We start from the raw sequence: 20,905 nt of genomic DNA, 5'->3' as shown, positions 1-20,905 counted from the left end.
CGGGCGCCCTTGCCGGCGCGCGCCATTGCTTGCATCGGATCGCCATGCTCCCCGTTCTCGTCCATATCTCCCGCGCCGGCGAGGCGCCCTTTCCCGCCTTGTTGCTCCGTGAGCGCGCACTGGCGCTGACCTACTGGGGCCACGCGCCGCTGCGCGATGCGCATGCCATGGCCGCGCTGCTGCGGGAGTGGCCATCGTATGCCGAGGCGCTGCGGCAATTGTGCACCAGCCCGGCCACCGCCGAAGCCATCGAGCGCGATGGCGAGGCCATCGCCGGATACCAGCTCCACGCGCCGGCGGCGCCCGGGCAAGTGTATTGCACCATTGGCAATTACCGGACCCAGTTGCTGCAAGCGGCGCTCGATGGCGGCGATGGCCCCAACGGGCCGCAGGCCGCCACGCGGCTAGCCGCGGCGGAAGCGGCGATCGCCATCCGGAGGCGCGATGGCGCGCCCTACATCTGCATGAAGGGCAGCGCCTGCGTGGCAGGCCCGCATGATGACCTGCCGGTGCCGGAGGAACTCGGCACGCTGGACTGGGAAGTCGAAATCGGTGTCGTCATCGGGCGCACCGCGTGGCGCATCGAGCGCGCCGCCGCGCTGGACCATGTGGCAGGTTATTGCGTGGTCAACGACGTGACACTGCGCGGCAAGGTATTCCGAGCCGATCCGTCCATCATGGGCACCGACTGGCTGCAATCCAAAGCGCGCCCGGGCTGGCTGCCGACCGGTCCCTGGCTGGCGCCGGCCTGGAACATCGCCGATCCCGGCACGCTGGACCTGAGCCTGCGGCTGAACGGGGAATTGATGCAAAGCGGGAATGCCGGCGACATGCTGTTCGACATCGCCGGGCAAATCGCCTACCTGTCGCAGCACACGCGGCTCGAGCCCGGCGACTTGCTGTGCACCGGCTCGCCCGCCGGCTTTGGCAGCCATTACGGCCGCTACCTGCGCCCGGGCGACGTGGTCGAAGCCGGCGTGGACGGACTCGGCGTGCAACGGGTGCGTTGCGTGCCATAAGCCGCGCGGCAGGCGCTCAGCCCAGGCCCATGGCCGCGCTGTATTCACCCGCCTGCCGGCCCAGCCATTGGCGAAACGCCGTCAACGCCGGATTGCCGGCCTTGCCTTCCGGATAAATCAGGTAATACGAGCGCTCGTTCAGGTACTGGTGGCTGACCGCTTGCACCAGCACACCACGCCGCAATTCATCTTCCAGCAGAAAACGGGGAATCAGCGCCACTCCCATCCCATGGATGGCAGCCTCGGCCAGCATGGAAAACAATTCGAAGCGCGGTCCCGACATGTCGCCCGCCACTTGCATGCCGCGCGAAGCGAACCAGTCGCGCCAGGCATAGGGACGGGTGCTGAGCTGCAACAGCGTGGCGCGGCGCCAGTCGACGCGGCCCAGCGCGGGGCTGCACACGGCCACCAGGTTTTCCCGCATCAGGAACAGGCTGTCGGTGCCGGGCCAGGAGTCCGCACCGGCATAGATGGCAGCGTCAAACTGCGTTTCATCGAACAGGAACGGCCGGGTGCGCGCGCTCAGGTTGACCGTGATGTCGGGATGTTGAGCGGCGAACGCCGGCATGCGCGGCAACAGCCATTTGGTCGCAAAGGTCGGCACCACGCCCAGCTCCAGCGTTCCACCCTGCCCGCCCTTCGCCATCAGCGCCAGCGTATCGCGTTCCACCTCATCCAGCCGGGCGCTGATCTGCCGGCTATAAATCAAGCCCGCCTCGGTCAACGTCACACCGCGCCGCCCGCGCCGGAAAAGCTTTAAATCCAGGAACTCCTCCAGCACGGCAATCTGCCGGCAAATCGCGCTTTGCGTCACCGCCAGTTCGTCCGCCGCCTTGGTGAAACTTTGGTGGCGTGCCGCCGACTCGAACGCCGACAGCGCGGCGGTGGAAGGAATTTTTCGGCGCATCGGCATGTCCTGTTTTATAAGTGCGTTTTACGCACAATTCGGTGAAAACAAATCGTTTGTCTCGGAATGGGCCTAATTGTACATTAGGGACACAACTAACCAAGAGGAATACGAAATGAGCTCAAAGCATAATTACGCCGCCTTTCAGTGGGATGATCCTTTGCTGCTGGAACAGCAGCTGACAGACGAGGAGCGCATGGTGCGCGATTCCGCGCGGGCCTATTGCCAGGACCGGCTGCAACCGCGCGTGCTGGAAGCGTTCCGCCACGAGCAGACCGACAGCGCCATCTTCCGCGAAATGGGAGAGCTGGGCTTGCTGGGCGTGACGATCCCGGAAACGCATGGCGGGGCCGGTTTCAACGCGGTCTGCTACGGCCTGGTGGCGCGCGAAGTGGAGCGGGTCGATTCCGGCTACCGCTCCATGATGAGCGTGCAATCATCGCTGGTGATGGTGCCCATCAATGAGTTCGGCAACGAAGCCACCAAACAGAAATACCTGCCCAAGCTGGCCAGCGGAGAATGGATAGGCTGCTTTGGCTTGACCGAACCGAATCACGGTTCCGACCCTGGCGGCATGCTGACCCGCGCGCGCAAAGTCCCGGGCGGCTATGAGCTCAGCGGCAGCAAGATGTGGATCACCAACAGCCCGATCGCCGATGTCTTCGTGGTCTGGGCCAAGGATGACGACGGCGCCATCCGCGGCTTCGTGCTGGAAAAAGGCTGGCGTGGCTTATCGGCGCCGGCGATCCACGGCAAGGTCGGACTGCGCGCATCGATCACCGGCGAAATCGTGATGGACGCCGTATTTTGCCCGGAGGAGAACGCCTTCCCCGACGTGCGCGGCCTGAAGGGCCCATTCACCTGCCTGAACAGCGCGCGTTACGGCATCGCGTGGGGCGCCATGGGGGCGGCGGAGGATTGCTGGCACCGCGCGCGCCAGTATGTACTGGACCGCAAACAGTTTGGCAAGCCACTGGCGGCCAATCAGCTGATCCAGAAAAAACTGGCGGACATGCAGACCGAGATCACACTGGCGCTGCAGGGCTGCCTGCGCCTGGGCCGCATGAAGGACGAAGGCACGGCGGCGGTGGAAATCACGTCCATCATGAAGCGCAATTCCTGCGGCAAGGCGCTGGACATCGCCCGTCTTGCGCGGGACATGCTGGGTGGCAACGGCATCAGCGATGAATTCGGCGTCGCCCGTCACCTGGTCAACCTCGAAGTGGTCAACACCTACGAGGGGACGCACGACGTGCACGCGCTGATCCTGGGGCGCGCCATCACCGGCATCGCGGCGTTCTGATGGAAGCCACCGCACCAACCTCCCACGGCGCCTTGCGCGGCCTGCGGGTGCTGGACCTGTCGCGGGTACTGGCCGGCCCCTGGGCCGGCCAGTTGCTGGCCGATCTCGGCGCCGACGTGGTCAAGGTCGAACGGCCCGGCGCGGGCGATGACACCCGCGCCTGGGGCCCGCCATGGCTGGCCGGCGCCGACGGCCAGGCCACCAGCGAATCGGCCTACTACCTGAGCGCCAACCGCAACAAGCGCTCGGTCACCATCGACCTGAGCCGCCCCGAAGGACAGCAACTGGTGCGGCGACTGGCGGCCAGGGCCGACATCCTGATCGAGAACTACAAGCTCGGCGGCTTGCGCCAATACGGGCTCGATTACGACAGCCTGCGCGAACTGAACCCGGGCCTGATCTATTGCTCGATCACGGGATTCGGCCAGACCGGCCCCTACGCGGCCCGCGCCGGCTATGACTTCCTGATCCAGGGCATGGGCGGTTTGATGAGCCTTACCGGACGCGAAGACGGCGCCGAGGGCGCCGGTCCGATGAAGGCGGGCGTGGCGCTGACCGATATCCTCACCGGGCTGTATGCCAGCAATGCGATATTGGCCGCGCTGGCGCACCGCGCCGGCACGGGCCGGGGACAGCATATTGACCTGGCGCTGCTCGATGTGCAGGTGGCCTGCCTGGCCAACCAGGCATCCAACTACCTGGTGGGCGGCACGCCACCGGTGCGCATGGGCAACGCACATCCAAATATCGTGCCCTACCAGGACTTTCCCACCGCCGACGGCCACATGATTATCGCGGCAGGCAACGATGGCCAGTTCGCCAGCCTGTGCGGTGTGCTGGGGCAGCCTGGCTGGGCTGGCGACGTGCGCTTTTCCAGCAATCCACAGCGGGTGCGCCACCGCGATGAATTGATTGCCTTGATACGGGCGCAAACAGTGGGCCGCGCGACTGCGGAATGGGTGATGCTGATGGAAGTGGCGGGCGTGCCATGCGGCCCGATCAACAGCCTGGACGGGGTGTTCGCGGACCCGCAAGTGCAGGCGCGCGGCATGCGCATCGATTTGCCGCATCCCCAGGCTGGCACCGTGCCACTGGTTGCCAATCCAATCCGCATGTCGGACACACCGGTGCAATACCGCACGGCCCCGCCGGTATTGGGGCAGCACACGGAGGAAGTACTGGACGCCTGGCTGGCCCTGACGGTGCAGGAAATGGATGCGCTGCGCCATAGCGGCGTAGTCTGACGGCATGAACAAGGGGGAGTGACATGGCGCACCGGCATGCGGCGAGCGTTTCCGAATTCGAGTTGCTGCGTGTCGGTGGCGGCTTTCGCCGCATATCGAAAACGGAACTGGGACAGGAACAGCTTTGTGCCCGCTGCAACGAATCCTGGCCGATGGACCGGGAATTCTACAATGTCTCCGGTTTGTCGGTAGGCTACGAATGCAAGGCCTGCATCCAGGAACGCAAGCGCAAGTAGTATTCGGGGCGATTCCCGAGGCAACGGTTCCTGCCGGCGAGCGCCGGGGAATCACGCGGCACTGGCATGGGCGGCGACCAGCACTTGCACGCCGGCGTCCGCCAGCGCGGCGCCAATCGCGGCCGGCGGCGGCTGGTCCGTCACCAGCACATCGATCGCATCGAAGCTGCACAGGCGGTGCATGAATGCCTTGCTGAATTTGGCAACGTCTGCCACCACGATCACCTGGCTGGCCTGGCGCATCATGGCTTGCTTGAGGGCCGCCTCATCGTCCGACGGACAGGTCAAGCCTTGCGGATCGATGGCGCAGGCGCCAAGCACCAGTTTGTCGAACTGGAACTGGGCCACGCCCAACCGGGTTTGCGCCCCTTCCAGGCTGCGCTGCCACGCATTGAAGCGGCCGCCCAGCACGTGCAACTCGACGCCGTCCTGCTGGCCGAACGCCTCGGCCACGTCGATGGAATTGGTCACCACGGACAGTGGCGTCGCGGTGACCGCGCGCGCCACTTCCAGCACCGTGGTGGAAGTATCGAACAGCACCCGCTCGCCATTACGCAACAGCGCGGCCGCCACCGCGCCGATGGCCTGCTTGGCCGCCGACGCGCCGGTGCGCTGGGCATACTGTTCCACTTGCCGTCCCTGCGGCGGCAACACCGCGCCGCCGCGCACGCGCAATACCCGGCCATCCGCATCGAGCCGCACCACGTCGCGCCGGGCTGTGTCGCGCGTGACGCCGAACAGCGTGCAAATCTCTTCGATGCCGATGCGGTAATGCTGGACCAGGTGCGCGCAGATCGCGTCGAGCCGCGCGGACTGGGACAGTGCCCCATCGCCGCTCATGACCGCCCCGCCCTGTTCCCGGACTCCGCCAGGTAGGCGCGCAGCACGGAAGTCACCAGTTCATGGTCTTCCTGCTGCGGCAAGCCGGACACGGTCACGGCGCCAATCACGCCCGTGCCGCGCAAGACCAACGGGAAGGCCCCGCCATGCGCGGCGAAATCGGCCGCATCGGCGCCGCTGTCGGCCTCGAAGGTCTTGCCCTTGCTCCGGTATTGCGTGCCCACGTGCCAGGAGCTGCGGCCATAGCGCTGCACCACGTTATTCTTGCGGCGCACCCAGTTGGCGTTGTCCGGCGTGGTCCCCGCCATCGCATGGTGAAACAGTTGCTGGCCGTTGCGGCTGATGTCCACCGTGACCGCCTTGCCGGTTTCACGGGCGCGCCCGACCAGTTGCAAACCCAGCGCCAGCGCGTCGGCGTTGGAAAATGCGGTGAACTGCAATTCCTCTTCTTCGCGCGCCAGTGCCGCCAGCACGCTGCTGTAATCCATCTGCATGCCGGCTTCCTTACGCGAAATCGACGGTGCGGCGTTCACGGTGGCTGCGATAGGCGCACTCGATGACCCGCACCACGGCCACCGCATCGGCCGCCGCCACCGGTAACGGCGCGCCTTCGGCGATGGCTTGCCAGACGCCGTGGTAATACGCTTCGTACGCGCCGGGAATGGTCTCGACCGTACGGCAAGTTCCGTCGGCGCCGGTCACTGTGGCGTGGTTGGCCGGGACATCATGACCCCAGCCAGGATCGCCCGGTCGGGCGCCCTGCTTCAGCGCGTCCTCCTGGGTGTCGACGCCATACTTGATAAAGCTGCCCAGCGCGCCATGCACCTGGTAGCGCGGGCCGGGTGCGCGCACCAGCGCGCCCGCATGCAGCACCGCGCGGCACTGGCCGAAATCCAGCACCAGCTCGAAGGCGTCTTCGGTCTGCGCCCCTTCGCGCTGGATCGACACATGCGCCGTCACGGCCTTGGGCAAGCCAAACAGCACCAATGCCTGGTCGATCAGGTGCGAACCCAGGTCCCATAACACGCCGGACCCGGGCTGCGCCTGCTCCTTCCAGCGCGCCTTTACCTGCGGCGCGTAGCGGTCAAAATGCGCGCGGCAGGTATGAATGGCGCCCAGCTCGCCGGATTGCACCGTGCGGCGCAAGGTCAGGAAATCGCCATCCCAGCGGCGGTTCTGGTACACGCTCAGCAGCAAGCCCTTGTCGCGCGCCAACGCCACCAGTTCATCGCCTTCGCTGGATGACAGCACGAACGGCTTGTCCACCACCACGTGCTTACCCGCCAATAGCGCGGCCTTGGCCAGCGCATAGTGGCTGGCGTTCGGCGTGCACACCACCACCAGCGCAATCGCCGGATCGTCCAGCATCGCTTGTGGCGTGTCGTCGAGCGATACGCCCGGATAGGCCAGGCCGACCTCTTCCCGATTGGCGCTGCGGCTGGCAATCCGGGCCAGCTTCAGGCCGGGGGTGGCGGCAATCATGGGCGCGTGGAAGATGGCGCCGCCGAGGCCATAACCGATCAAACCTACTGCATATCGCTGCATATCATCATCCATTTAATCCATATGACTTAACAATTATAAGCGATTTGAATTATTCAACAGGATTCGTCCCACATCTCGTGGAAAAGCTCTACAAACCCCACGGCGATTCCACTAGACTGGGGCCGCCATGCAAACACTCCACATCCTGATCCCCCTGCCCGCTACGGACTTCGATCCCACCGAAGCCGCCCTGTCGTGGCAAATCCTGCGCGACGCCGGCCACACCGTTCATTTCGCCACGCCGGACGGCCAACGCGCCCATGCCGATCCCGTGATGCTCAGTGGCCGGGGCCTCGACCCCTGGGGCTGGATCCCGGGGTTGAACCAGCTGCGCCTGATCGGCCTCGTGCTGCGCGCCGACCGCTTCGGGCGCCGGGCTTACCGCGCCATGGAACAGGACCCGCGCTTCCTGCGGCCGAAACGCTATGACCAGTTGCGGGCCGGCGACTATAACGGCCTGCTGCTGCCCGGCGGCCACGCGCCGGGCATGAAGGCTTACCTGGAAAACCAAGCGCTGCAAGCGTTTGTTGCCGATTATTTTGACCACACCGATGCACAGGGACGGCACAAACCGGTCGCCGCCGTATGCCACGGCGTCGTACTGGCCGCGCGTTCGATCTCAAGGAAGACCGGGAAGTCGGTGCTGCATGGGCGTAAAACCACCGCGCTGACGTGGAAGCTGGAAAAGAGTGCGTGGGATGTGACCCGGTTTTGCGCCCGTTTCTGGGACCCCGGCTATTACCGCACCTACCGCGAAGCCAAAGGCGAACCGGCCGGTTACCGGGGCGTGGAACAGGAAATCAAACGGGCGCTGGCCAGCGCATCGGACTTTCTCGATGTGCCGCGCGACGCGCCCGGCCACTTCCTGAAAACCTGTGGCCTGGCGCGCGACCGCATCGGCGACGACCGGCCGGCGTGGGTGGTCCGGGACGGCAACTACCTGTCCGCCCGCTGGCCCGGCGATGTGCACAGCTTTGCCGCGCAATTCGCCGGGATGCTACGGGAACAGGCCGGGTAATTACTCGACCCAGGAAAACCCGTCGCGCGCCAGCAGCGCAAACGCTTCCGACGGCCCCCAGGTCCCGGCCGCATAGGGATACGGCTTTTCAGCCAGAGTGTCCCAGCCGTTGATGATCGGCTCGACCCATTCCCACGCGGCTTCCAGTTCATCACGCCGCATGAAGTGGGTCAGGCGTCCGCGCACCACGTCGATCAACAGCCGCTCGTACGCTTCCGCGCGGCGCTGGGAAAACGCCGACTGTAAATCGAGGTTCAGCGCCACCTGCTGCATCTTCATGCCACTGCCCGGCTGCTTGGCCATCAACTGCAGCTTGATCGCTTCTTCCGGCTGCAGTTCGATCACCAGCCGGTTGGCCACGCCGCCCGGGCTTTCCGGGAACAGCGGGAACGGTGGATTGGCGAATTCAATGACGATTTTCGATGAGCGGCGCGCCATGCGTTTGCCGGTGCGCAGGTAAAACGGCACCTTGGACCAGCGCCACGTGTCAATATACGTGCGCAGTCCGACAAAGGTTTCGGTATGGCTGTCGGCAGGCACATTGCGCTCTTCCAGATAACCCGGCACTTCCTGGTTGCCGCTCACGCCGCGCACATATTGTCCGCGCACGGTATCGCGCGCGATGCCGGCCAGGCTGAAACGGCGCAGCGAGCGCAGCACCTTGAGCTTTTCATCGCGCACCGCGTCCGGCGCCAGCGACGCCGGCGGCTCCATCGCCACGATGCACAGCAATTGCAGCAAGTGGTTTTGCACCATGTCGCGCATGGCGCCGGCACTGTCGTAGAAGCCGGCGCGGCTACCGACACCGACTTCCTCGGCCACCGTGATCTGGACGCTGGAAATATTCGGCGCGCGCCACAGCGGTTCCAGGATCGAGTTACCGAAGCGCAGCACCATCAGGTTTTGCACGGTTTCCTTGCCCAGGTAATGATCAATGCGGTAAATCTGCGATTCCGCGAAGTGCTTGCCGACGGCTTCATTGATTTCCACCGCGGAAGCCAGGTCGCGCCCCAGCGGTTTTTCCAGCACCACGCGGGCATTGCGGTCCACCAGGCCGGCGCTGGCCAGCTTGTCGCAAATGGTGGTGAACAGCGAGGGCGCGGTGGCCAGGTAAAACACCCGCTCGGCCCCGGCGCGCGACGTTTGCGCCAGCGCCGCCAAGTCATCCTGCTGCACGTCGAGGCGGACAAATTCCAGCAGTGGCAGGAAACTGCGCCAGGCGTCATCGGTGAAATTGCCATCGCTGATGAAGGAGCGCGAGTGTTCTTCCACGAACGCCAGGTAGGCGTCGCGGTCGAAGTCCTGGCGTCCGGTGGAAATGATGCGGGTGGCGGGCGGCAAGTTGCCATGCAAGTGCGCCATGTACAGCGCGGGCAGCAGCTTGCGCATGGCCAGGTCGCCCATGCCGCCGAAGATGATCATGTCGAGGGGCAGGCTGGTGTCGGTATGGGAAGTTGAAGTCATGTCGGTGAAGCTTGAAGTTGAAGCGGTGGCGGGACTGCCATCGATACGCGGGAGACAGGCCTGGTAAGGGTCCTGCCCCCGTAATATAACGCGATTGATTAAAGGCGATCGGGATGGGAAATTTTTAACAGCCGGTTGCTCAAGCCCTCGGCCGTGTAATCGATGGCGTTGCGCCGGCCGCTCGGCCCCTTTTGATGCGCGTCGTTCCATTTGTCCTCGTACATGGCGTCCTGCTGCGCGCGGCCGACCTTGGTCCTGGGATCGGTTTTCTGCAGCGGGCAGCGCCAGACGGCCTGGGCGACGACTTCCAGGTCGGTCGCGGACAGGCTGGCACGCGGCACATAGACCGCCCTGCTGTGATGGAAGCAGGTGCCATCCCCGTTGTACTCATGCGATACCGGCTTGCCGCAATGGCAGCCGCCGCCGCATTCGTTCTTGATCACGTAGCCGGCGTCGGTCTTGACCGCGCTGCGGCCCTGGTTCCAGTCCTTGCCATGGACTTGTGTAATGTGCCCGTACTCGTTGGTAGCGGGATTCTTGAAATAGACGGACGGCAGCGAGTCCACCGGTCCTGTGATCCCGGTGATATTCGCAACGGTGTAAAGGTCATCTCTGTAACCCATTGGTTCAGCTCCTCGAAATGCGGTTGATCGTTGCCCGGCGCCGGCGGACGGCAAATGCGATATTGACGGCAAGCACTATTTTTCGGCGCCGGATTATCATGCGCCGCAGTTGCATGAAGTGTCAACATTTCCATGGATGAGGCGTTGATGGCGCTCCCCACAGGGAGGCCATGCCGGCGGCCGTGCCTGAACTGAATTTGACGTATGTGCGATTGAGGCTGGACGGCGGGCGCCACGCCGCCTAGGCTGGGGTCCCACCATCCACTGGCAACCATTCTTGGGAGGCACCATGGAACACCTTACTCCGGCAGCGCGCGCCGACGTGCTCGACATCATGCAACACGGCCGCGACATGACACTCGCGACCATTCGGCCCGACGGCTATCCCCAGGCGACAACGGTCAGCTATATCCACGACGGCCCAACCCTCTACACCGTCATCGGACTGGGCAGCCAGAAAGCCGCGAACATCCAGCACAACAACAAGGTTTCCGCCACCATCACGCTCGCCTATGACGATTGGCGCCACATCCGTGGCATTTCCCTCGGCGGCACCGCCGAATTCGTGCAAGGCGCCGAAGAGATGGAACGCATCGGACAGGCAATGCTGCGAAAGTTCCCGGAACTGGTACAGTTCAGTCAGGCCACCGGCGCGCCGCCCTGGCCCGGCCTGCTGTTCCTGTGCATCCGTCCGACGGTTTTTTCCGTGCTGGACTACAGCGTAAGCTTTGGGCATACCGAGCTGTACGACATGGCGCCGGAAGCATGAACCGCTGCGCTTAACCTGGGAATCATTATGGAAACCGATCCACCGCCACCACTGCCGGTCGACCATTTGCGCTTTCATCGCCAGCATGAGCATTTGTCCAAGGCGTTCGGCGGCGACGTCTTCGGCCTGCGGGCGGAAGCGTTTGCGCGCTTCTTCGGCACGCCGCTGTTCCTGGTCTTGCAGAGTGTGATTGTCGTGCTGTGGATCGTTGCCAATGTGCTGGGATTCGCGCATTTCGACCTCTACCCGTTCATCCTGCTGAACCTGGCGTTCAGCCTCCAGGCAGCCTATGCGGCGCCGCTGATCCTGCTGGCGCAAACCCGCCAGGCCGAGCGCGACAAGGCGCATGCGGATGCCGACGCCAAGCACCGCGAAGCGATCGCGCTCGAGTCCGACCGGCAATCGGCACAGATGCTGGCGCTGCTGCGGCAGAACACGGAACTGACTGAACTGACCAGGTCGATGGCGGCGCGAATCGAAACGCTGACGGTCGAATTGCATGCGCATCTACTGCAGGACCGCACGCGGCCGGGCTGCCGGTCCTAGGACGGATCATTCTTGCGGCGCGCAGGCGCTTGCACGGCGCCGGTGCGGGAAGAGGACCTGCATTGGATATGGCGGCGGAACTGGCCCGGCGTCACGGCATAGGTTTGGCGAAACTGTGCCGTGAAGTGGCTCTGGCTGGCGAATCCGCACTCGGCCATAATATTTGCGATCGGCATGGTTGTCGCGCCCAGGAATCTGCGCGCCTGTTCCAGCCGCGCTGTTTGCACGTATTGATGCACGGTCACCCCCATGGCTTCGGCAAACAGGCGCCTGAAATGCCGGACGCTGACATCGGCCAGCCCGGCCAGTTTTTCAAGCGACAAATCCTGCGCCAGATTCCCCGCGATATAGGGCAAGACCTTTTGCAGGCGGTTGAAGTGCACGTGCCTGGCGGCGAACCCGGCCTGCGCCGGCGCCGCCAGGCTGCGATGGATTTTTTCCAGCATCACCTGGACCAGGGTTTCGATGTAGGCGGCATCGGCGGCCCCTCCCCGCTGCAATTCGTCGAGTATTTCCAGGGCGGCCGCGCTGGCCAGCGTATTGGCAAAGGGGATCGGCCGGGCTTCGGTGCGGCTTACATCAAGCAGGCGCGCAGCTATCCCGGACGAGGTGTCCAGGAAATAGAACAGCCCGACGTCGGCGGTGCCGCTGTAATGCCAATGGGTGCCGCAACCGGCCGGAACCAGGACGCCCTGGGTCGGCAAATTTTGCGAGCGCCATTGGCTGGACTCCCCTTCCTGCACTTTCGCCCCGCCAAACTGCATGGCCATGGAGAGAATCGGCAGCGCCCGTGAACGCCGGTCCGCACCATCGAGCAGGAAGCGCTGGCAGTACAGCGGCGTGACGATTCCCGCCCGGCCTTCCGCGATGGGAACGCTGCGCATTTCCTTTTGCAGGCGTTTCCATAATTCCATCGGCAACTCCCCGTGGCCAATAAATGACAAATATGCGGCCATCCTACGACAAATGGCCATGCGCTGGTAGAACAAAATTCTCCGGGTGGAAAGCAGTGCCGGCGTCCCCGGCCCTTTCCACGGTTCCTTAAACAACCCGGAGAGACCTGTATGAACTACGACACGCGCGCCCAGGCCGCGGCATCGGATGGCCGGAAGATGGCGCCCTCCTGGGCCCGGTTCTTATTCAAATGGACGAATTATGTGATTTTCGATGTGGGCGGCGGGCGGCGCTACTTTCAACTCGACCACATGATCAATGCGCAAAAGGTCGTGACAGTGTTCCTGATCTTCGGCTTGATGCACTACTACGGCAATTTCAGCATCGCCGCCTGGATCTACCTGGGGCTGCATGGCGTGTATGGCTACACCTGGCTGATCAAGGACCTGTCTTTTCCCAATGGCGCCTTTGGCAAGCGCACCACGCTCGGTGCGGCGGTCGCGTTCTATGGCGTGCTGGGACCGGCCTACTGGTGCCTGCCGTGGCTGTTCATCGCACGCCATGTGGCGCCGCCGGCGCCGGTGCTGTGCGCGGCGGTCATCCTCCACACGCTGGGCGTGGCCTGGATGGTCGCGGCGGACCTGCAAAAGAACTGCATGTTGCGCTACCAGCAAGGCTTGATCACCAACGGTGTCTTCACCTATACGCGCAATCCCAATTATCTCGGCGAAATCATGATCTATTGGAGCTACGCCCTGCTGGTGAGCCACTGGATCGGCTGGGCCGTGATGGCGTGGCAGCTGGTCTTCCTGTTCCTGCCGCGCATGCTGGTCAAGGACGCCTCCATCTCGCGCCATCCCGGTTTTGCCGACTATGAAAAACGCACCGGCTTGCTCATCCCGTGGCGCCTGCTCACGGGCCAGGCGCTGTTCGACAAGCGCGCCGGCTGACGCGCATCCCGACTTACCCAACCATATGGAGACACGCATGCATTTCCAATCTTTGCCAATGAGCGGCGCGGAAGCGCCACTGAGTGAAATGGAACAAATTATCCAGGACAATGTGCATCACTTCGCAGCGACGGTGATGCGACCGGCGGGCGCCTTGCTCGACCGGCTGTCCCCGGAAGACGTGGTGGCGCCCGGTTCGGTGCTGTGGGACGTGTTGAAAAAATCCGAAGCGCTGGGCTTGAGCATGCGTGCCCTGGCCGAGCTGCCGCCGTTGGAACGCGTCAAGCTGTTTGCCATTGCATCGGAAGAGCTGGCATGGGGCGATGCCGGACTGGCCGGCACCATGCTGGTCAATCATTTCCCGGTCCTGTTTTCCATGTTGGCCGGAAACGCCGCGATGGCGCAGCTGTGCGAAGGGAAACGCGGATGCTGGGGCATCACCGAGCCGGACCATGGCTCCGACATGCTCGACGCCAAAGGCGCCTTGGCCGCACCGGGATCGCGCTATGGCCGCCCGGGGTGCGTCGCCAGGATCGCCGGCGACAAGATCATCGTGCATGGGCAAAAAGCAGCGTGGGTTTCCAACGGACTGTCCGCCGAGGTCTGCGCGCTGTTTTGCCACCTCGAGGAAAACGGCGTCACCCGTCCCGGCATCGCCGTGATTGTGCCGCTGGACCTGCCCGGCGTCAGCCGTGGCAAGGCGCTCAACAAGATCGGTTTCCGTGCCTTGAACCAGGGCGAGCTGTACTTCGACCAGGTCGAAGTGCCGCTCGGCCATCTGCTGGCCGGCCCGGATCGCTACCAGGACTTCGCGTATCGCGCCCTGTGCGAAGCCAATCCCCATGTGGCGGGGCTGGCGGTGGGGCTGGGCCGTGCCGCCTTCGAGCATGCCGTGGCTTACGCGCATCAACGCAAGCAAGGCGGCGTTCCCATCATTCAGCACACCGGCGTGCGGGCGCGCTTATTCGACATGTTCCGCAAGATCGAGGCGGCCCGGGCGCTCACGCGGCGCGTCATGGCCTTCAATGCGACGGCGCCGCGCCCGTCCTTGCTCGCTTCGGCCTCGGCCAAGGTGACGGCGACCCAGGCCGCCTTTGAGGTCGCATCGGAAGCGCTGCAGATTTTCGGCGGCAATGGCCTGACGCTTGAATATCCGATGGAAAAACTCTTCCGCGATGCCCGTGCCGGCCTGATTGCCGATGGTTTGAACGAGGTGCTGGCGATGGAGGGCGGAACGGACCTGGTCAATCCCGACCTGTTGCAGGCGTCTTAGCAAGGCCAGCGCTGTCGCCGCGATGACCTGTCCGGCGTCCGGTCAGGCCACAGGAACGGCTCAGACGCTGAAGCTGGAAATATCGACCGGGGCGATGTCGTGCCGTTGGCAGTGGTCGAGGTAGCGCTGCATGACGGTTTTCCAGTTTTCCACTGCCAGCACGTTGCCGGCATCGTCGATCAAGTTCCAGTCGCCTTGCACGATGTTGAGCGTGACGACCTCGTCCTCGCCGACGCCGATCGGCGTGTGCTGGGTGCCGGCGGTTTCAAACACGAAACTGCCGGGAACCGCCGTCCAGTCATGTTCCTTGTATTTCCATTCGCCGGAAATGGTGTAGACCTGCACGGTGCCGGAGTGGTGGTGGCGCGGCAGCTCGACATCGGCGGGCGCCTTGAGGAGGGTGGTCCATTCGCCACGGATCGGATCGACCTTGATGGCCTTGATGAACACCTTGTCCGAGTAAGGCAGGAACGGGGCCCATGGCAGGGCTGCGACGTCGATCAGGGCGGTATCGATTTTTTCAAAAAACATCATGCTGGTCTCCTGGTTATGAGGCTGAGGCGCGGTTGCGCTGCTAGCCGGCGGTGCTATTATGCTGGGCTGGAAATCAGAATATTTGTGATTTCCCCGCAAAATATTTGTGATTTCCCCGCATTTTTAAGCCACCCATGCCGCTCTACGAACCGACCGTTCCCGCACGCTATACCCTGCCGCTGTTCCAGCTGCTGCGCGACCAACAGCCGGACTGGCTCGACAGCGCCCTGGCGGCGGGCGGCATCGACGAAGCCGCGCTGCGCGAGCAGGACGCCACGCTGACGATGGGGCAATTCGATGTCCTGTGGGGAGAAATCCTGCGCCACAGCGGACGCAGCGACCTCGCCTTCCAGCTGGGACGCCATATCCGGCTCGACATGCACGGGCCGCTGAGCCAGGCCATGGTGCGCAGCGCCACGGTCGATCAAATGCTGCGCCTGTCGAGCCGCTACTTCCGCCTGATCACGCCGAGCTTCGCCATGCAATACCGGCGCCATCCAGGGTATGGCGAATTGATCTGGCGGCCGGCGGCCGGGATGTCGGCCGCCGCCCTGCGCGCCTTCGAGGAAATCCACGTGGTGTCGCTGCGCATCCAGCTGCAACAATTGCTCGGCGAGCGCCTGGCGCCCTATGACAGCTACCTGTCGATGCCGCCACCGCCGCACCTGGCGCTGTACCGGGAAATGCGCCCGTTGCGCGCGCATTTCGCATCGGGCGCGGCGCTGCCGGAAGTGCGCACGGTGTTCGACAGCCAGTTGCTCGACATGCCGCTGGCGGTGGCCGGCGGCGCCACGCCACCCGGCCACCGGGAACTCGAGCGGCTGCAGGGCCGCTTCGGCAAGGCGCGCGCCTGGAGCGCGTGGGTGCGGCTGATGCTGCGCGAAGCCGAACATTGCCAGCCGACGCTGGCGCAACTGGCCGAATTGCTGAACATGAGCAGCCATACGCTGGCGCGCCGGCTGGTGCGGGAAGGCTGCGACTACCGCGTGCTGTCCAACGACATCCGGCACCAGCGCGCCTGCGAGATGCTGGCGGAAACCGGTTCCGGCATTGCCCACATTGCCTGGCGCCTGGGCTATACCGACACCGGCAATTTCAGCCATGCGTTCCGCAAGCAAAGCGGCATGACACCCAGCGCCTACCGCCGCGCGCACCGCCGCCACGATTGAGGTCCGCATGGGCCGCGCACCAGGCGGCTTGCATGACCACCAACCTACACACTGAGCGCAACGACCGCAGCCACCGCATGGACGCGATGGCCCGCCCTGGCGGTATTCAGATGCTGTCAGCGCGGCCGCGCCGGTGACCGCCAAGATGACGCCGGCGGCGCGCGCTCCATGCCATGCCCACACCGGCCAGCAGCATCAGCGCGGCCGTCGATGGCTCCGGCACCACTGTCACCTGGCTGAGCGCGCTCTGGTTGGCCAACTGGTAGATCGCACCCGGACCGGCGCCAGGCTGCAGCGAGATGACGCCCAGGTCTCCATCGCCGCCCAGATAGCCGGCCTCGTCGAACAGCGCCCAGCCAAACGTGGTGCCGGCGTCGCCCGCGGCCAGTGCGAAGCTGACGTCGAACGAAAACACGCCGCCCAGGGTGATGGCCTGGACCCAGTCGCTGCCGCCGTTGCCATTGTCAAACACCAGCGGCCCGGGGGCGCTACCGGTCACGGTGCCGGTCACGCTGGCGGCGCCCGCCAGCGCACCGGTGAGATTGTCCACCGTCGCCGTAGCCGGCGCGGCGTCGGCCAGGCCCATGAAGTACAGGCCCAGGTAAGCGGGACCGTTGCCCAGCGAGGCGGTGTCGATGCTGACACTGTACAGGGGCGCGGCCCAGGCCTGGGCCGCGCCGGACAGCAGGCAGACGGCCAGGATGGTCCGGGCCAACAGGGATTGCAGGGATTGCAAATAATGCATGGGGGTCTCCTTAATATTTAACGCTGATCAGCTTGCGGGTGTAGCTGATGGGTAATTTGGATGGATTGCTGAACGTCGTGCTCAACGTGACAGACTGTCCCGGCGCCAAGGCGGCCGACGGCAGCGTGATGTAAGGCACGCCATCCTTGACGCCGCTGGCGTTGTCCAGGGTGACGCCAGCCGGCAACCCTTGCAGATGGAAATGCAGCGGGCCATCGATCTTCTTCGGCGTGGCGTTGGTGATGGTGACCGTGCCGCTGTACTTTTGCGTAAAGCGGTTCACTGTCAGGCCCGATGCCAGCATCTTCACGCTGGCGCTGACGTCGACCGGCGCCAGCAAGTCGTAGCGGGTGCCGTGGAAGCGGAACTCGCCGTACGACGAAATGCCGGGATAGGCCGGATCGGTTGGCGGTCCCGCGTGGTCAACCCGCACCAGGAAGTAGCGGAAGCGTTCGCTCTCCAGGCCCGGCAGCACCGGAATCACTTCCATCTCGAAGTTGCGGGCGCTGGTGTCGGTGGTTTCCCGGCTGGTCAGCAGGGTCCACGTGGCGTTGTCGTTGGAACCGTAGACATTGATGCCTTGCGAGCGGTTGGCGAACATGAAGCGCGCCTGGATGCCAAAGGCCTGCACCGACACGCGGTAATTTTCGCCGAAGTCGATGGTGGCCGGGGCGCGCAAATCGCCCGAATAACTGTTGTAGTCGCCGTCGACCAGGATAGTCGCGCGGTTGACGTCGAGCCCCACCGCCGTCACCATTTTCTTGCTCCAGTCCAGGCTGCCGTCGAACGGCACCCGCGGGTTCACCAGTTCCAGCTTCGCCACCACCGCCTGCACCGATTTCAGCAAGCCGGGGAATTCGGCGTCCGTCACGGTGGACACGGTCTGTTGCAATGGCGCCAGTTCCGCCTTGAAAGTGGCCAGTGACGGCGTGGTGTAGATGGCGGACACGTCATAGCCGCCCTGGGCGGCTTCGAACGCGGCCTGGCGCGAAGGCTGGACGCTCAACCTGGCCGTCATGGTGTTGAGCGAGACGCCGTCGGTGGCGCTGATGACGATGTCATGGACGCCGCCCTGCGCGGCCGTCGGCGTCCAGGTAAAAGTCCCGGTCGACGGATCGAGCGCCGCGCCTTCCGGCAGTTCGATGGCCTGGTAAGTGACGGTGTCGCCGGGATTGGCGTCGGTCGCGGTGTAGGTCGCCTGGTATGGCACGTCCTGCACGATCAGTTCCGTCACGGGGAACACCGGCATCGCGAATTTGGGCGGCGTCAACTGCGATTGCGCGGCCGGGTTCAGGAAGTCCACGTCCACCGTCGCGCCCTCCGGGCCGGTGAATTTGAAATAAATGATATTGGCGCCCAGCGGCCGGCCGTTGACGGCGGCGGTGGCCGTGTCGGGAACGAAGTAGCGCCATTGGCCGGCCGTGTCCGGCACGGTCAGCACGCTCCACGGACTGGCGTCTTCGGTGGCGCTGGCGGCCAGCCGGGTGACGCCGCTGGTGCGCACCATCAGGCCCATCGGGGCGAACTTGCTGCGGTCGGGATACCCGACGTCGTGGAACACCATGGTGGCGCCGGCCGGCGTAATCCTGGCGTGGCCATAGGTGCGCTGGGCATCGCTTTCGGTGCGCCAGTCGCCGTTCAGGAAAATCGCCTTGCGTTCGGTTTCCAGCACGGTGCTGGCCGGCGGGGGCGCCACGCCCGTCAGCGCTTGCGGCAGGGTCAGGAAGGCTTCCGCTCCCATGTCCTTGTTGCCCGGGGTCGCATTGCTCCAGCGGGTCACGAAGTCGTTCGCATGCGCATAGGCGGTCGCCAGGTAGGGTGCCACGGCGTCGACATCGACGCCCTCTTCGTATTTGTACACATTGTAGAGTTCTGGAATGCCGCCGACCTCGTACAGGCGGCCGCGATAGGCTTGCGACATGGTGGACGTGCCGCCGTTGGTGTCGGCCCATGGCGCGTTATAGCCCAGCATGAACTGGGCGTAGGCATTCGCGCCCATCAACAACCGGTTGCCGCCGAACTGGTACACGCTGACCGCATCGCCCGAGGCCGACGGCACGCCGGTGTAAGGATCGACCCGGGTGCCCTGCGCCGTCACCATGCGCAGCAGGCCGGTCAGGTTGTCGACGTTGTCGCCGCCATGGGCCTGGTCGCGCGCCATTTCCTGGATCTGGTAGAACGGGTAGCCAACCTTGTTAAGCGGGTTGTCCGTTTCGATCAGCGGAATCAGCGGCAGGATGGCGCCGTTGATGTCTTGCCGGGTGGAGCTGGCGTTGACGGTCATCCATTCGACGGTTTCATCGTAGCGCGCCTTGTTGTCCGTGAAAATCGCCCCCGCCATGCGGCCCACCAGCGAATACACGTGCTGGTTCATGAAGCGCTCCTTGCTGGCGAAGAAGGTACGCTCCATCGGGTCGATCAGGTTGTCTTTCAGCTTTTGGGTGTCGGTGTCGGTCCACACCAGCGGATAGGCGGCATAGCCTGGATCGCCCGGCGTGTAGCGCAGGATTTCAGCGGCCATCAGCATGCGGTACAGCGGCACCCCCGTATGGATATGCGCGTCGGGATAATACGCGTAGCCATTGGGATTCATGTTGCTCCACGTGCGCAGGATGCGCATGGCGTTGCGGCGGTATTCGTTGCGACCGGTAATGTAATACAGGATGGCCTGCGTCAGCGCACCCTGCGAATCATTGATGATGCGGGTTTGCGCCGTGTTGCCGTTGAAGTTGGGGGTATTGGGCGTGTCGACCTTGCTGGCGTCGCGGTTGGTCGGCAGCAGGTTGATGTTGGCGTAGTTGCAGCAAACCGTGCTCAGGGTGTTGTAATAGCTCTGGTACGGCTGCACGTCGGCGCGCACTTGCTGGCGCGCGTAGTTGAGTTGGTCCAGCGTGAAGCCCAGCGCGGGGTGTTTCAGGCCGGACGCGCCGAGCATGGCTTGCGCCTCGGGCGTGGCCACGAAATCGACCGCCTGCGCCGGCACGCCGGTGCAAGTCCAGAATGCCGCGGCGACCGCCGCGACGCCGGCCTTGATGCGGGCGTGTCCGGTCCTCCGCCCGTGATGCGAATTGAAATGGTTGTGCATGGATTGTCCTTGTCGTTTTTAACCAGGTCGTTCATATCGACCACGGTGTCTCCTCCAAGGGGCCGTGTTATCGATATCAGTGACAAATATAGCACGCACCAGCAACCATCACGTAGCAATTTGTTATCGATATCCTGGAACTGTTGTAAATATCGTCACGTCAATCCACCAGCCGCCACAAAACGATCGCGGCGGAACGCCGTGGCATCGCTTCACGGCGCGCCCGATTGCAGTACAATCGCGGGGCCATGACACAGCTGCAACGCATGACCGCCTCCCTGCAACGCCGACGCCACCCAACCGCGACACGCGGATCGTTGATGGCGTGGCTGGTCGCGGCCGTCTTCATGCTGCAGCTGCTCGCGGCGACGCAACACCACCATGATGCGTCGGCCAGCACGCCGCACTGCGTCGCTTGCGCCCTCCACGCGCAGCCCCATGCGGCCCCGCCCGATGCGGTGCTCGCGGTAGCGCCCTTCGTCTGGGCATGCCTGCACAGCGTGTCCCGCGCGAGTGTTGCGCAGGTGCTTGCCGCTTGCGCCAGCTTCCTGCGGCCACCGTCGCACGCCCCTCCTTCCTTCCCGCCGACGCATTAATACGCGGCGCCGCGAGGCGCGGCCCGGGCGTGTCCGCACGCCTCGGACCAACACGACTATTTGCAGGCGGGAGCGCCGGAACGCCCTGTGCACCACGCGCACAGGCGCGGCCGCGCCGCGTCCCGGCCTGCCGTTGAAGGATTGA

21 protein-coding genes are annotated in these 20,905 nt (G+C 64.4%); 11 read left to right on the top strand and 10 right to left on the bottom strand.

Annotated features, from left to right (window positions below):
• The first annotated feature begins 44 nt into the window (after positions 1-44).
• Positions 45-1,019, top strand: a complete 975-nt coding sequence (locus tag AC1RRC_RS25645) for a fumarylacetoacetate hydrolase family protein (RefSeq protein ID WP_493058435.1) — start codon at positions 45-47, stop codon at positions 1,017-1,019.
• Positions 1,020-1,035: 16 nt separating this feature from the next.
• On the opposite strand, the gene AC1RRC_RS25640 is transcribed toward AC1RRC_RS25645, so the two are convergent.
• Complete coding sequence (locus tag AC1RRC_RS25640) at positions 1,036-1,926, bottom strand: LysR family transcriptional regulator (RefSeq protein ID WP_493058434.1); 891 nt, start codon at positions 1,924-1,926, stop codon at positions 1,036-1,038.
• Positions 1,927-2,041: 115 nt separating this feature from the next.
• Between AC1RRC_RS25640 and AC1RRC_RS25635 the strand changes: the two genes are divergently transcribed.
• The 3 genes from AC1RRC_RS25635 to AC1RRC_RS25625 are packed head-to-tail and all read left to right on the top strand — an operon-like array spanning position 2,042 to position 4,709.
• Positions 2,042-3,229, top strand: coding sequence for an acyl-CoA dehydrogenase (locus tag AC1RRC_RS25635; RefSeq protein ID WP_493058433.1), 1,188 nt, complete (start codon positions 2,042-2,044; stop codon positions 3,227-3,229).
• Positions 3,229-4,473 carry a CaiB/BaiF CoA transferase family protein gene (locus AC1RRC_RS25630; RefSeq protein WP_493058432.1) on the top strand — a complete coding sequence of 415 codons (1,245 nt, stop codon included), beginning with the start codon at positions 3,229-3,231 and terminating at the stop codon, positions 4,471-4,473. The genes AC1RRC_RS25635 and AC1RRC_RS25630 overlap by 1 nt, the downstream gene beginning before the upstream one ends.
• 23 nt (positions 4,474-4,496) lie before the next feature.
• Complete coding sequence (locus AC1RRC_RS25625) at positions 4,497-4,709, top strand: hypothetical protein (protein WP_493058431.1); 213 nt, start codon at positions 4,497-4,499, stop codon at positions 4,707-4,709.
• A 51-nt stretch (positions 4,710-4,760) separates the two neighbouring features.
• Here the strand turns inward: AC1RRC_RS25625 and AC1RRC_RS25620 are convergent, their stop codons facing one another.
• From AC1RRC_RS25620 to AC1RRC_RS25610, 3 genes are read right to left on the bottom strand one after another with little or no spacing between them, the layout of a single operon-like run.
• Positions 4,761-5,549, bottom strand: a complete 789-nt coding sequence (locus AC1RRC_RS25620; protein ID WP_493058430.1) for a DeoR/GlpR family DNA-binding transcription regulator — start codon at positions 5,547-5,549, stop codon at positions 4,761-4,763.
• On the bottom strand, positions 5,546-6,082 hold the full coding sequence (locus tag AC1RRC_RS25615) for a heme-degrading domain-containing protein (protein ID WP_493058429.1): 537 nt from the start codon (positions 6,080-6,082) through the stop codon (positions 5,546-5,548). The genes AC1RRC_RS25620 and AC1RRC_RS25615 overlap by 4 nt, the downstream gene beginning before the upstream one ends.
• Positions 6,054-7,094: an oxidoreductase gene (locus AC1RRC_RS25610; protein WP_493058428.1), complete on the bottom strand. Its 1,041-nt coding sequence runs from the start codon at positions 7,092-7,094 to the stop codon at positions 6,054-6,056. Before AC1RRC_RS25610 ends, AC1RRC_RS25615 begins: the two co-directional genes overlap by 29 nt.
• Positions 7,095-7,221: 127 nt before the next feature.
• Here AC1RRC_RS25610 and AC1RRC_RS25605 point away from each other — a divergent pair, with 127 nt between their 5' ends.
• Positions 7,222-8,112, top strand: coding sequence for a type 1 glutamine amidotransferase domain-containing protein (locus tag AC1RRC_RS25605; protein WP_493058427.1), 891 nt, complete (start codon positions 7,222-7,224; stop codon positions 8,110-8,112).
• On the opposite strand, the gene zwf is transcribed toward AC1RRC_RS25605, so the two are convergent.
• Both zwf and AC1RRC_RS25595 read right to left on the bottom strand, forming a co-directional pair.
• Positions 8,113-9,576, bottom strand: coding sequence for a glucose-6-phosphate dehydrogenase (zwf, locus tag AC1RRC_RS25600; protein ID WP_493058426.1), 1,464 nt, complete (start codon positions 9,574-9,576; stop codon positions 8,113-8,115).
• A 98-nt stretch (positions 9,577-9,674) separates the two neighbouring features.
• Positions 9,675-10,199 carry a hypothetical protein gene (locus AC1RRC_RS25595; RefSeq protein ID WP_493058425.1) on the bottom strand — a complete coding sequence of 175 codons (525 nt, stop codon included), beginning with the start codon at positions 10,197-10,199 and terminating at the stop codon, positions 9,675-9,677.
• Positions 10,200-10,488: 289 nt separating this feature from the next.
• On the opposite strand from AC1RRC_RS25595, the gene AC1RRC_RS25590 reads away from it, so the two are divergent.
• Together AC1RRC_RS25590 and AC1RRC_RS25585 are read left to right on the top strand one after the other, a co-directional pair.
• The gene (locus tag AC1RRC_RS25590) at positions 10,489-10,968 is read left to right on the top strand and encodes a pyridoxamine 5'-phosphate oxidase family protein (protein WP_493058424.1); all 480 of its coding nucleotides are present in this window, start codon (positions 10,489-10,491) and stop codon (positions 10,966-10,968) included.
• Between the two features lie 27 nt (positions 10,969-10,995).
• Positions 10,996-11,514 (top strand): DUF1003 domain-containing protein, encoded by a 519-nt coding sequence (locus tag AC1RRC_RS25585; protein WP_493058423.1) that lies wholly within the window; start codon positions 10,996-10,998, stop codon positions 11,512-11,514.
• Here the strand turns inward: AC1RRC_RS25585 and AC1RRC_RS25580 are convergent.
• Positions 11,511-12,428, bottom strand: coding sequence for a helix-turn-helix domain-containing protein (locus tag AC1RRC_RS25580; protein ID WP_493058422.1), 918 nt, complete (start codon positions 12,426-12,428; stop codon positions 11,511-11,513). The genes AC1RRC_RS25585 and AC1RRC_RS25580 overlap by 4 nt on opposite strands.
• Before the next feature lie 150 nt (positions 12,429-12,578).
• On the opposite strand from AC1RRC_RS25580, the gene AC1RRC_RS25575 reads away from it, so the two are divergent.
• Positions 12,579-13,358 carry a DUF1295 domain-containing protein gene (locus AC1RRC_RS25575; RefSeq protein WP_493058421.1) on the top strand — a complete coding sequence of 260 codons (780 nt, stop codon included), beginning with the start codon at positions 12,579-12,581 and terminating at the stop codon, positions 13,356-13,358.
• A 37-nt stretch (positions 13,359-13,395) separates the two neighbouring features.
• Positions 13,396-14,631, top strand: a complete 1,236-nt coding sequence (locus tag AC1RRC_RS25570) for an acyl-CoA dehydrogenase family protein (RefSeq protein ID WP_493058420.1) — start codon at positions 13,396-13,398, stop codon at positions 14,629-14,631.
• A gap of 60 nt (positions 14,632-14,691) precedes the next feature.
• On the opposite strand, the gene AC1RRC_RS25565 is transcribed toward AC1RRC_RS25570, so the two are convergent.
• Entirely contained in the window at positions 14,692-15,165 is a 474-nt protein-coding gene (locus AC1RRC_RS25565; RefSeq protein WP_493058419.1) for a 2,4'-dihydroxyacetophenone dioxygenase family protein, read from the bottom strand.
• A gap of 134 nt (positions 15,166-15,299) precedes the next feature.
• Here AC1RRC_RS25565 and AC1RRC_RS25560 point away from each other — a divergent pair, with 134 nt between their 5' ends.
• A complete protein-coding gene (locus AC1RRC_RS25560) occupies positions 15,300-16,334 on the top strand; it encodes an AraC family transcriptional regulator (RefSeq protein WP_493058418.1) in 1,035 nt (344 codons plus the stop codon).
• A gap of 106 nt (positions 16,335-16,440) precedes the next feature.
• Here AC1RRC_RS25560 and AC1RRC_RS25555 read toward each other — a convergent pair whose 3' ends face one another.
• Both AC1RRC_RS25555 and AC1RRC_RS25550 read right to left on the bottom strand, forming a co-directional pair.
• A complete protein-coding gene (locus AC1RRC_RS25555) occupies positions 16,441-17,079 on the bottom strand; it encodes an NF038129 family PEP-CTERM protein (RefSeq protein WP_493058417.1) in 639 nt (212 codons plus the stop codon).
• 10 nt (positions 17,080-17,089) lie between these two features.
• Complete coding sequence (locus tag AC1RRC_RS25550; protein WP_493058416.1) at positions 17,090-20,164, bottom strand: putative Ig domain-containing protein; 3,075 nt, start codon at positions 20,162-20,164, stop codon at positions 17,090-17,092.
• Between the two features lie 248 nt (positions 20,165-20,412).
• Here AC1RRC_RS25550 and AC1RRC_RS25545 point away from each other — a divergent pair, with 248 nt between their 5' ends.
• A complete protein-coding gene (locus AC1RRC_RS25545; protein ID WP_493058415.1) occupies positions 20,413-20,760 on the top strand; it encodes a hypothetical protein in 348 nt (115 codons plus the stop codon).
• Positions 20,761-20,905 lie beyond the last annotated feature (145 nt).

It is taken from the genome of Pseudoduganella sp. GW821-FHT12E03, from assembly GCF_058807115.1.
Note: the sequence above shows the minus strand (reverse complement) of the source record. Positions and strands in the feature narration are given on the sequence as shown.

Coding starts and splice junctions, on each gene's coding strand:
- AC1RRC_RS25645 (WP_493058435.1), top strand. CDS start 45: ATGCTCCCCGTTCTCGTCCATATCTCCCGCGCCGGCGAGGCGCCCTTT.
- AC1RRC_RS25640 (WP_493058434.1), bottom strand. CDS start 1,926: ATGCGCCGAAAAATTCCTTCCACCGCCGCGCTGTCGGCGTTCGAGTCG.
- AC1RRC_RS25635 (WP_493058433.1), top strand. CDS start 2,042: ATGAGCTCAAAGCATAATTACGCCGCCTTTCAGTGGGATGATCCTTTG.
- AC1RRC_RS25630 (WP_493058432.1), top strand. CDS start 3,229: ATGGAAGCCACCGCACCAACCTCCCACGGCGCCTTGCGCGGCCTGCGG.
- AC1RRC_RS25625 (WP_493058431.1), top strand. CDS start 4,497: ATGGCGCACCGGCATGCGGCGAGCGTTTCCGAATTCGAGTTGCTGCGT.
- AC1RRC_RS25620 (WP_493058430.1), bottom strand. CDS start 5,549: ATGAGCGGCGATGGGGCACTGTCCCAGTCCGCGCGGCTCGACGCGATC.
- AC1RRC_RS25610 (WP_493058428.1), bottom strand. CDS start 7,094: ATGCAGCGATATGCAGTAGGTTTGATCGGTTATGGCCTCGGCGGCGCC.
- AC1RRC_RS25605 (WP_493058427.1), top strand. CDS start 7,222: ATGCAAACACTCCACATCCTGATCCCCCTGCCCGCTACGGACTTCGAT.
- zwf (WP_493058426.1), bottom strand. CDS start 9,576: ATGACTTCAACTTCCCATACCGACACCAGCCTGCCCCTCGACATGATC.
- AC1RRC_RS25595 (WP_493058425.1), bottom strand. CDS start 10,199: ATGGGTTACAGAGATGACCTTTACACCGTTGCGAATATCACCGGGATC.
- AC1RRC_RS25590 (WP_493058424.1), top strand. CDS start 10,489: ATGGAACACCTTACTCCGGCAGCGCGCGCCGACGTGCTCGACATCATG.
- AC1RRC_RS25585 (WP_493058423.1), top strand. CDS start 10,996: ATGGAAACCGATCCACCGCCACCACTGCCGGTCGACCATTTGCGCTTT.
- AC1RRC_RS25580 (WP_493058422.1), bottom strand. CDS start 12,428: ATGGAATTATGGAAACGCCTGCAAAAGGAAATGCGCAGCGTTCCCATC.
- AC1RRC_RS25575 (WP_493058421.1), top strand. CDS start 12,579: ATGAACTACGACACGCGCGCCCAGGCCGCGGCATCGGATGGCCGGAAG.
- AC1RRC_RS25570 (WP_493058420.1), top strand. CDS start 13,396: ATGCATTTCCAATCTTTGCCAATGAGCGGCGCGGAAGCGCCACTGAGT.
- AC1RRC_RS25565 (WP_493058419.1), bottom strand. CDS start 15,165: ATGATGTTTTTTGAAAAAATCGATACCGCCCTGATCGACGTCGCAGCC.
- AC1RRC_RS25560 (WP_493058418.1), top strand. CDS start 15,300: ATGCCGCTCTACGAACCGACCGTTCCCGCACGCTATACCCTGCCGCTG.
- AC1RRC_RS25555 (WP_493058417.1), bottom strand. CDS start 17,079: ATGCATTATTTGCAATCCCTGCAATCCCTGTTGGCCCGGACCATCCTG.
- AC1RRC_RS25550 (WP_493058416.1), bottom strand. CDS start 20,164: ATGCACAACCATTTCAATTCGCATCACGGGCGGAGGACCGGACACGCC.
- AC1RRC_RS25545 (WP_493058415.1), top strand. CDS start 20,413: ATGACACAGCTGCAACGCATGACCGCCTCCCTGCAACGCCGACGCCAC.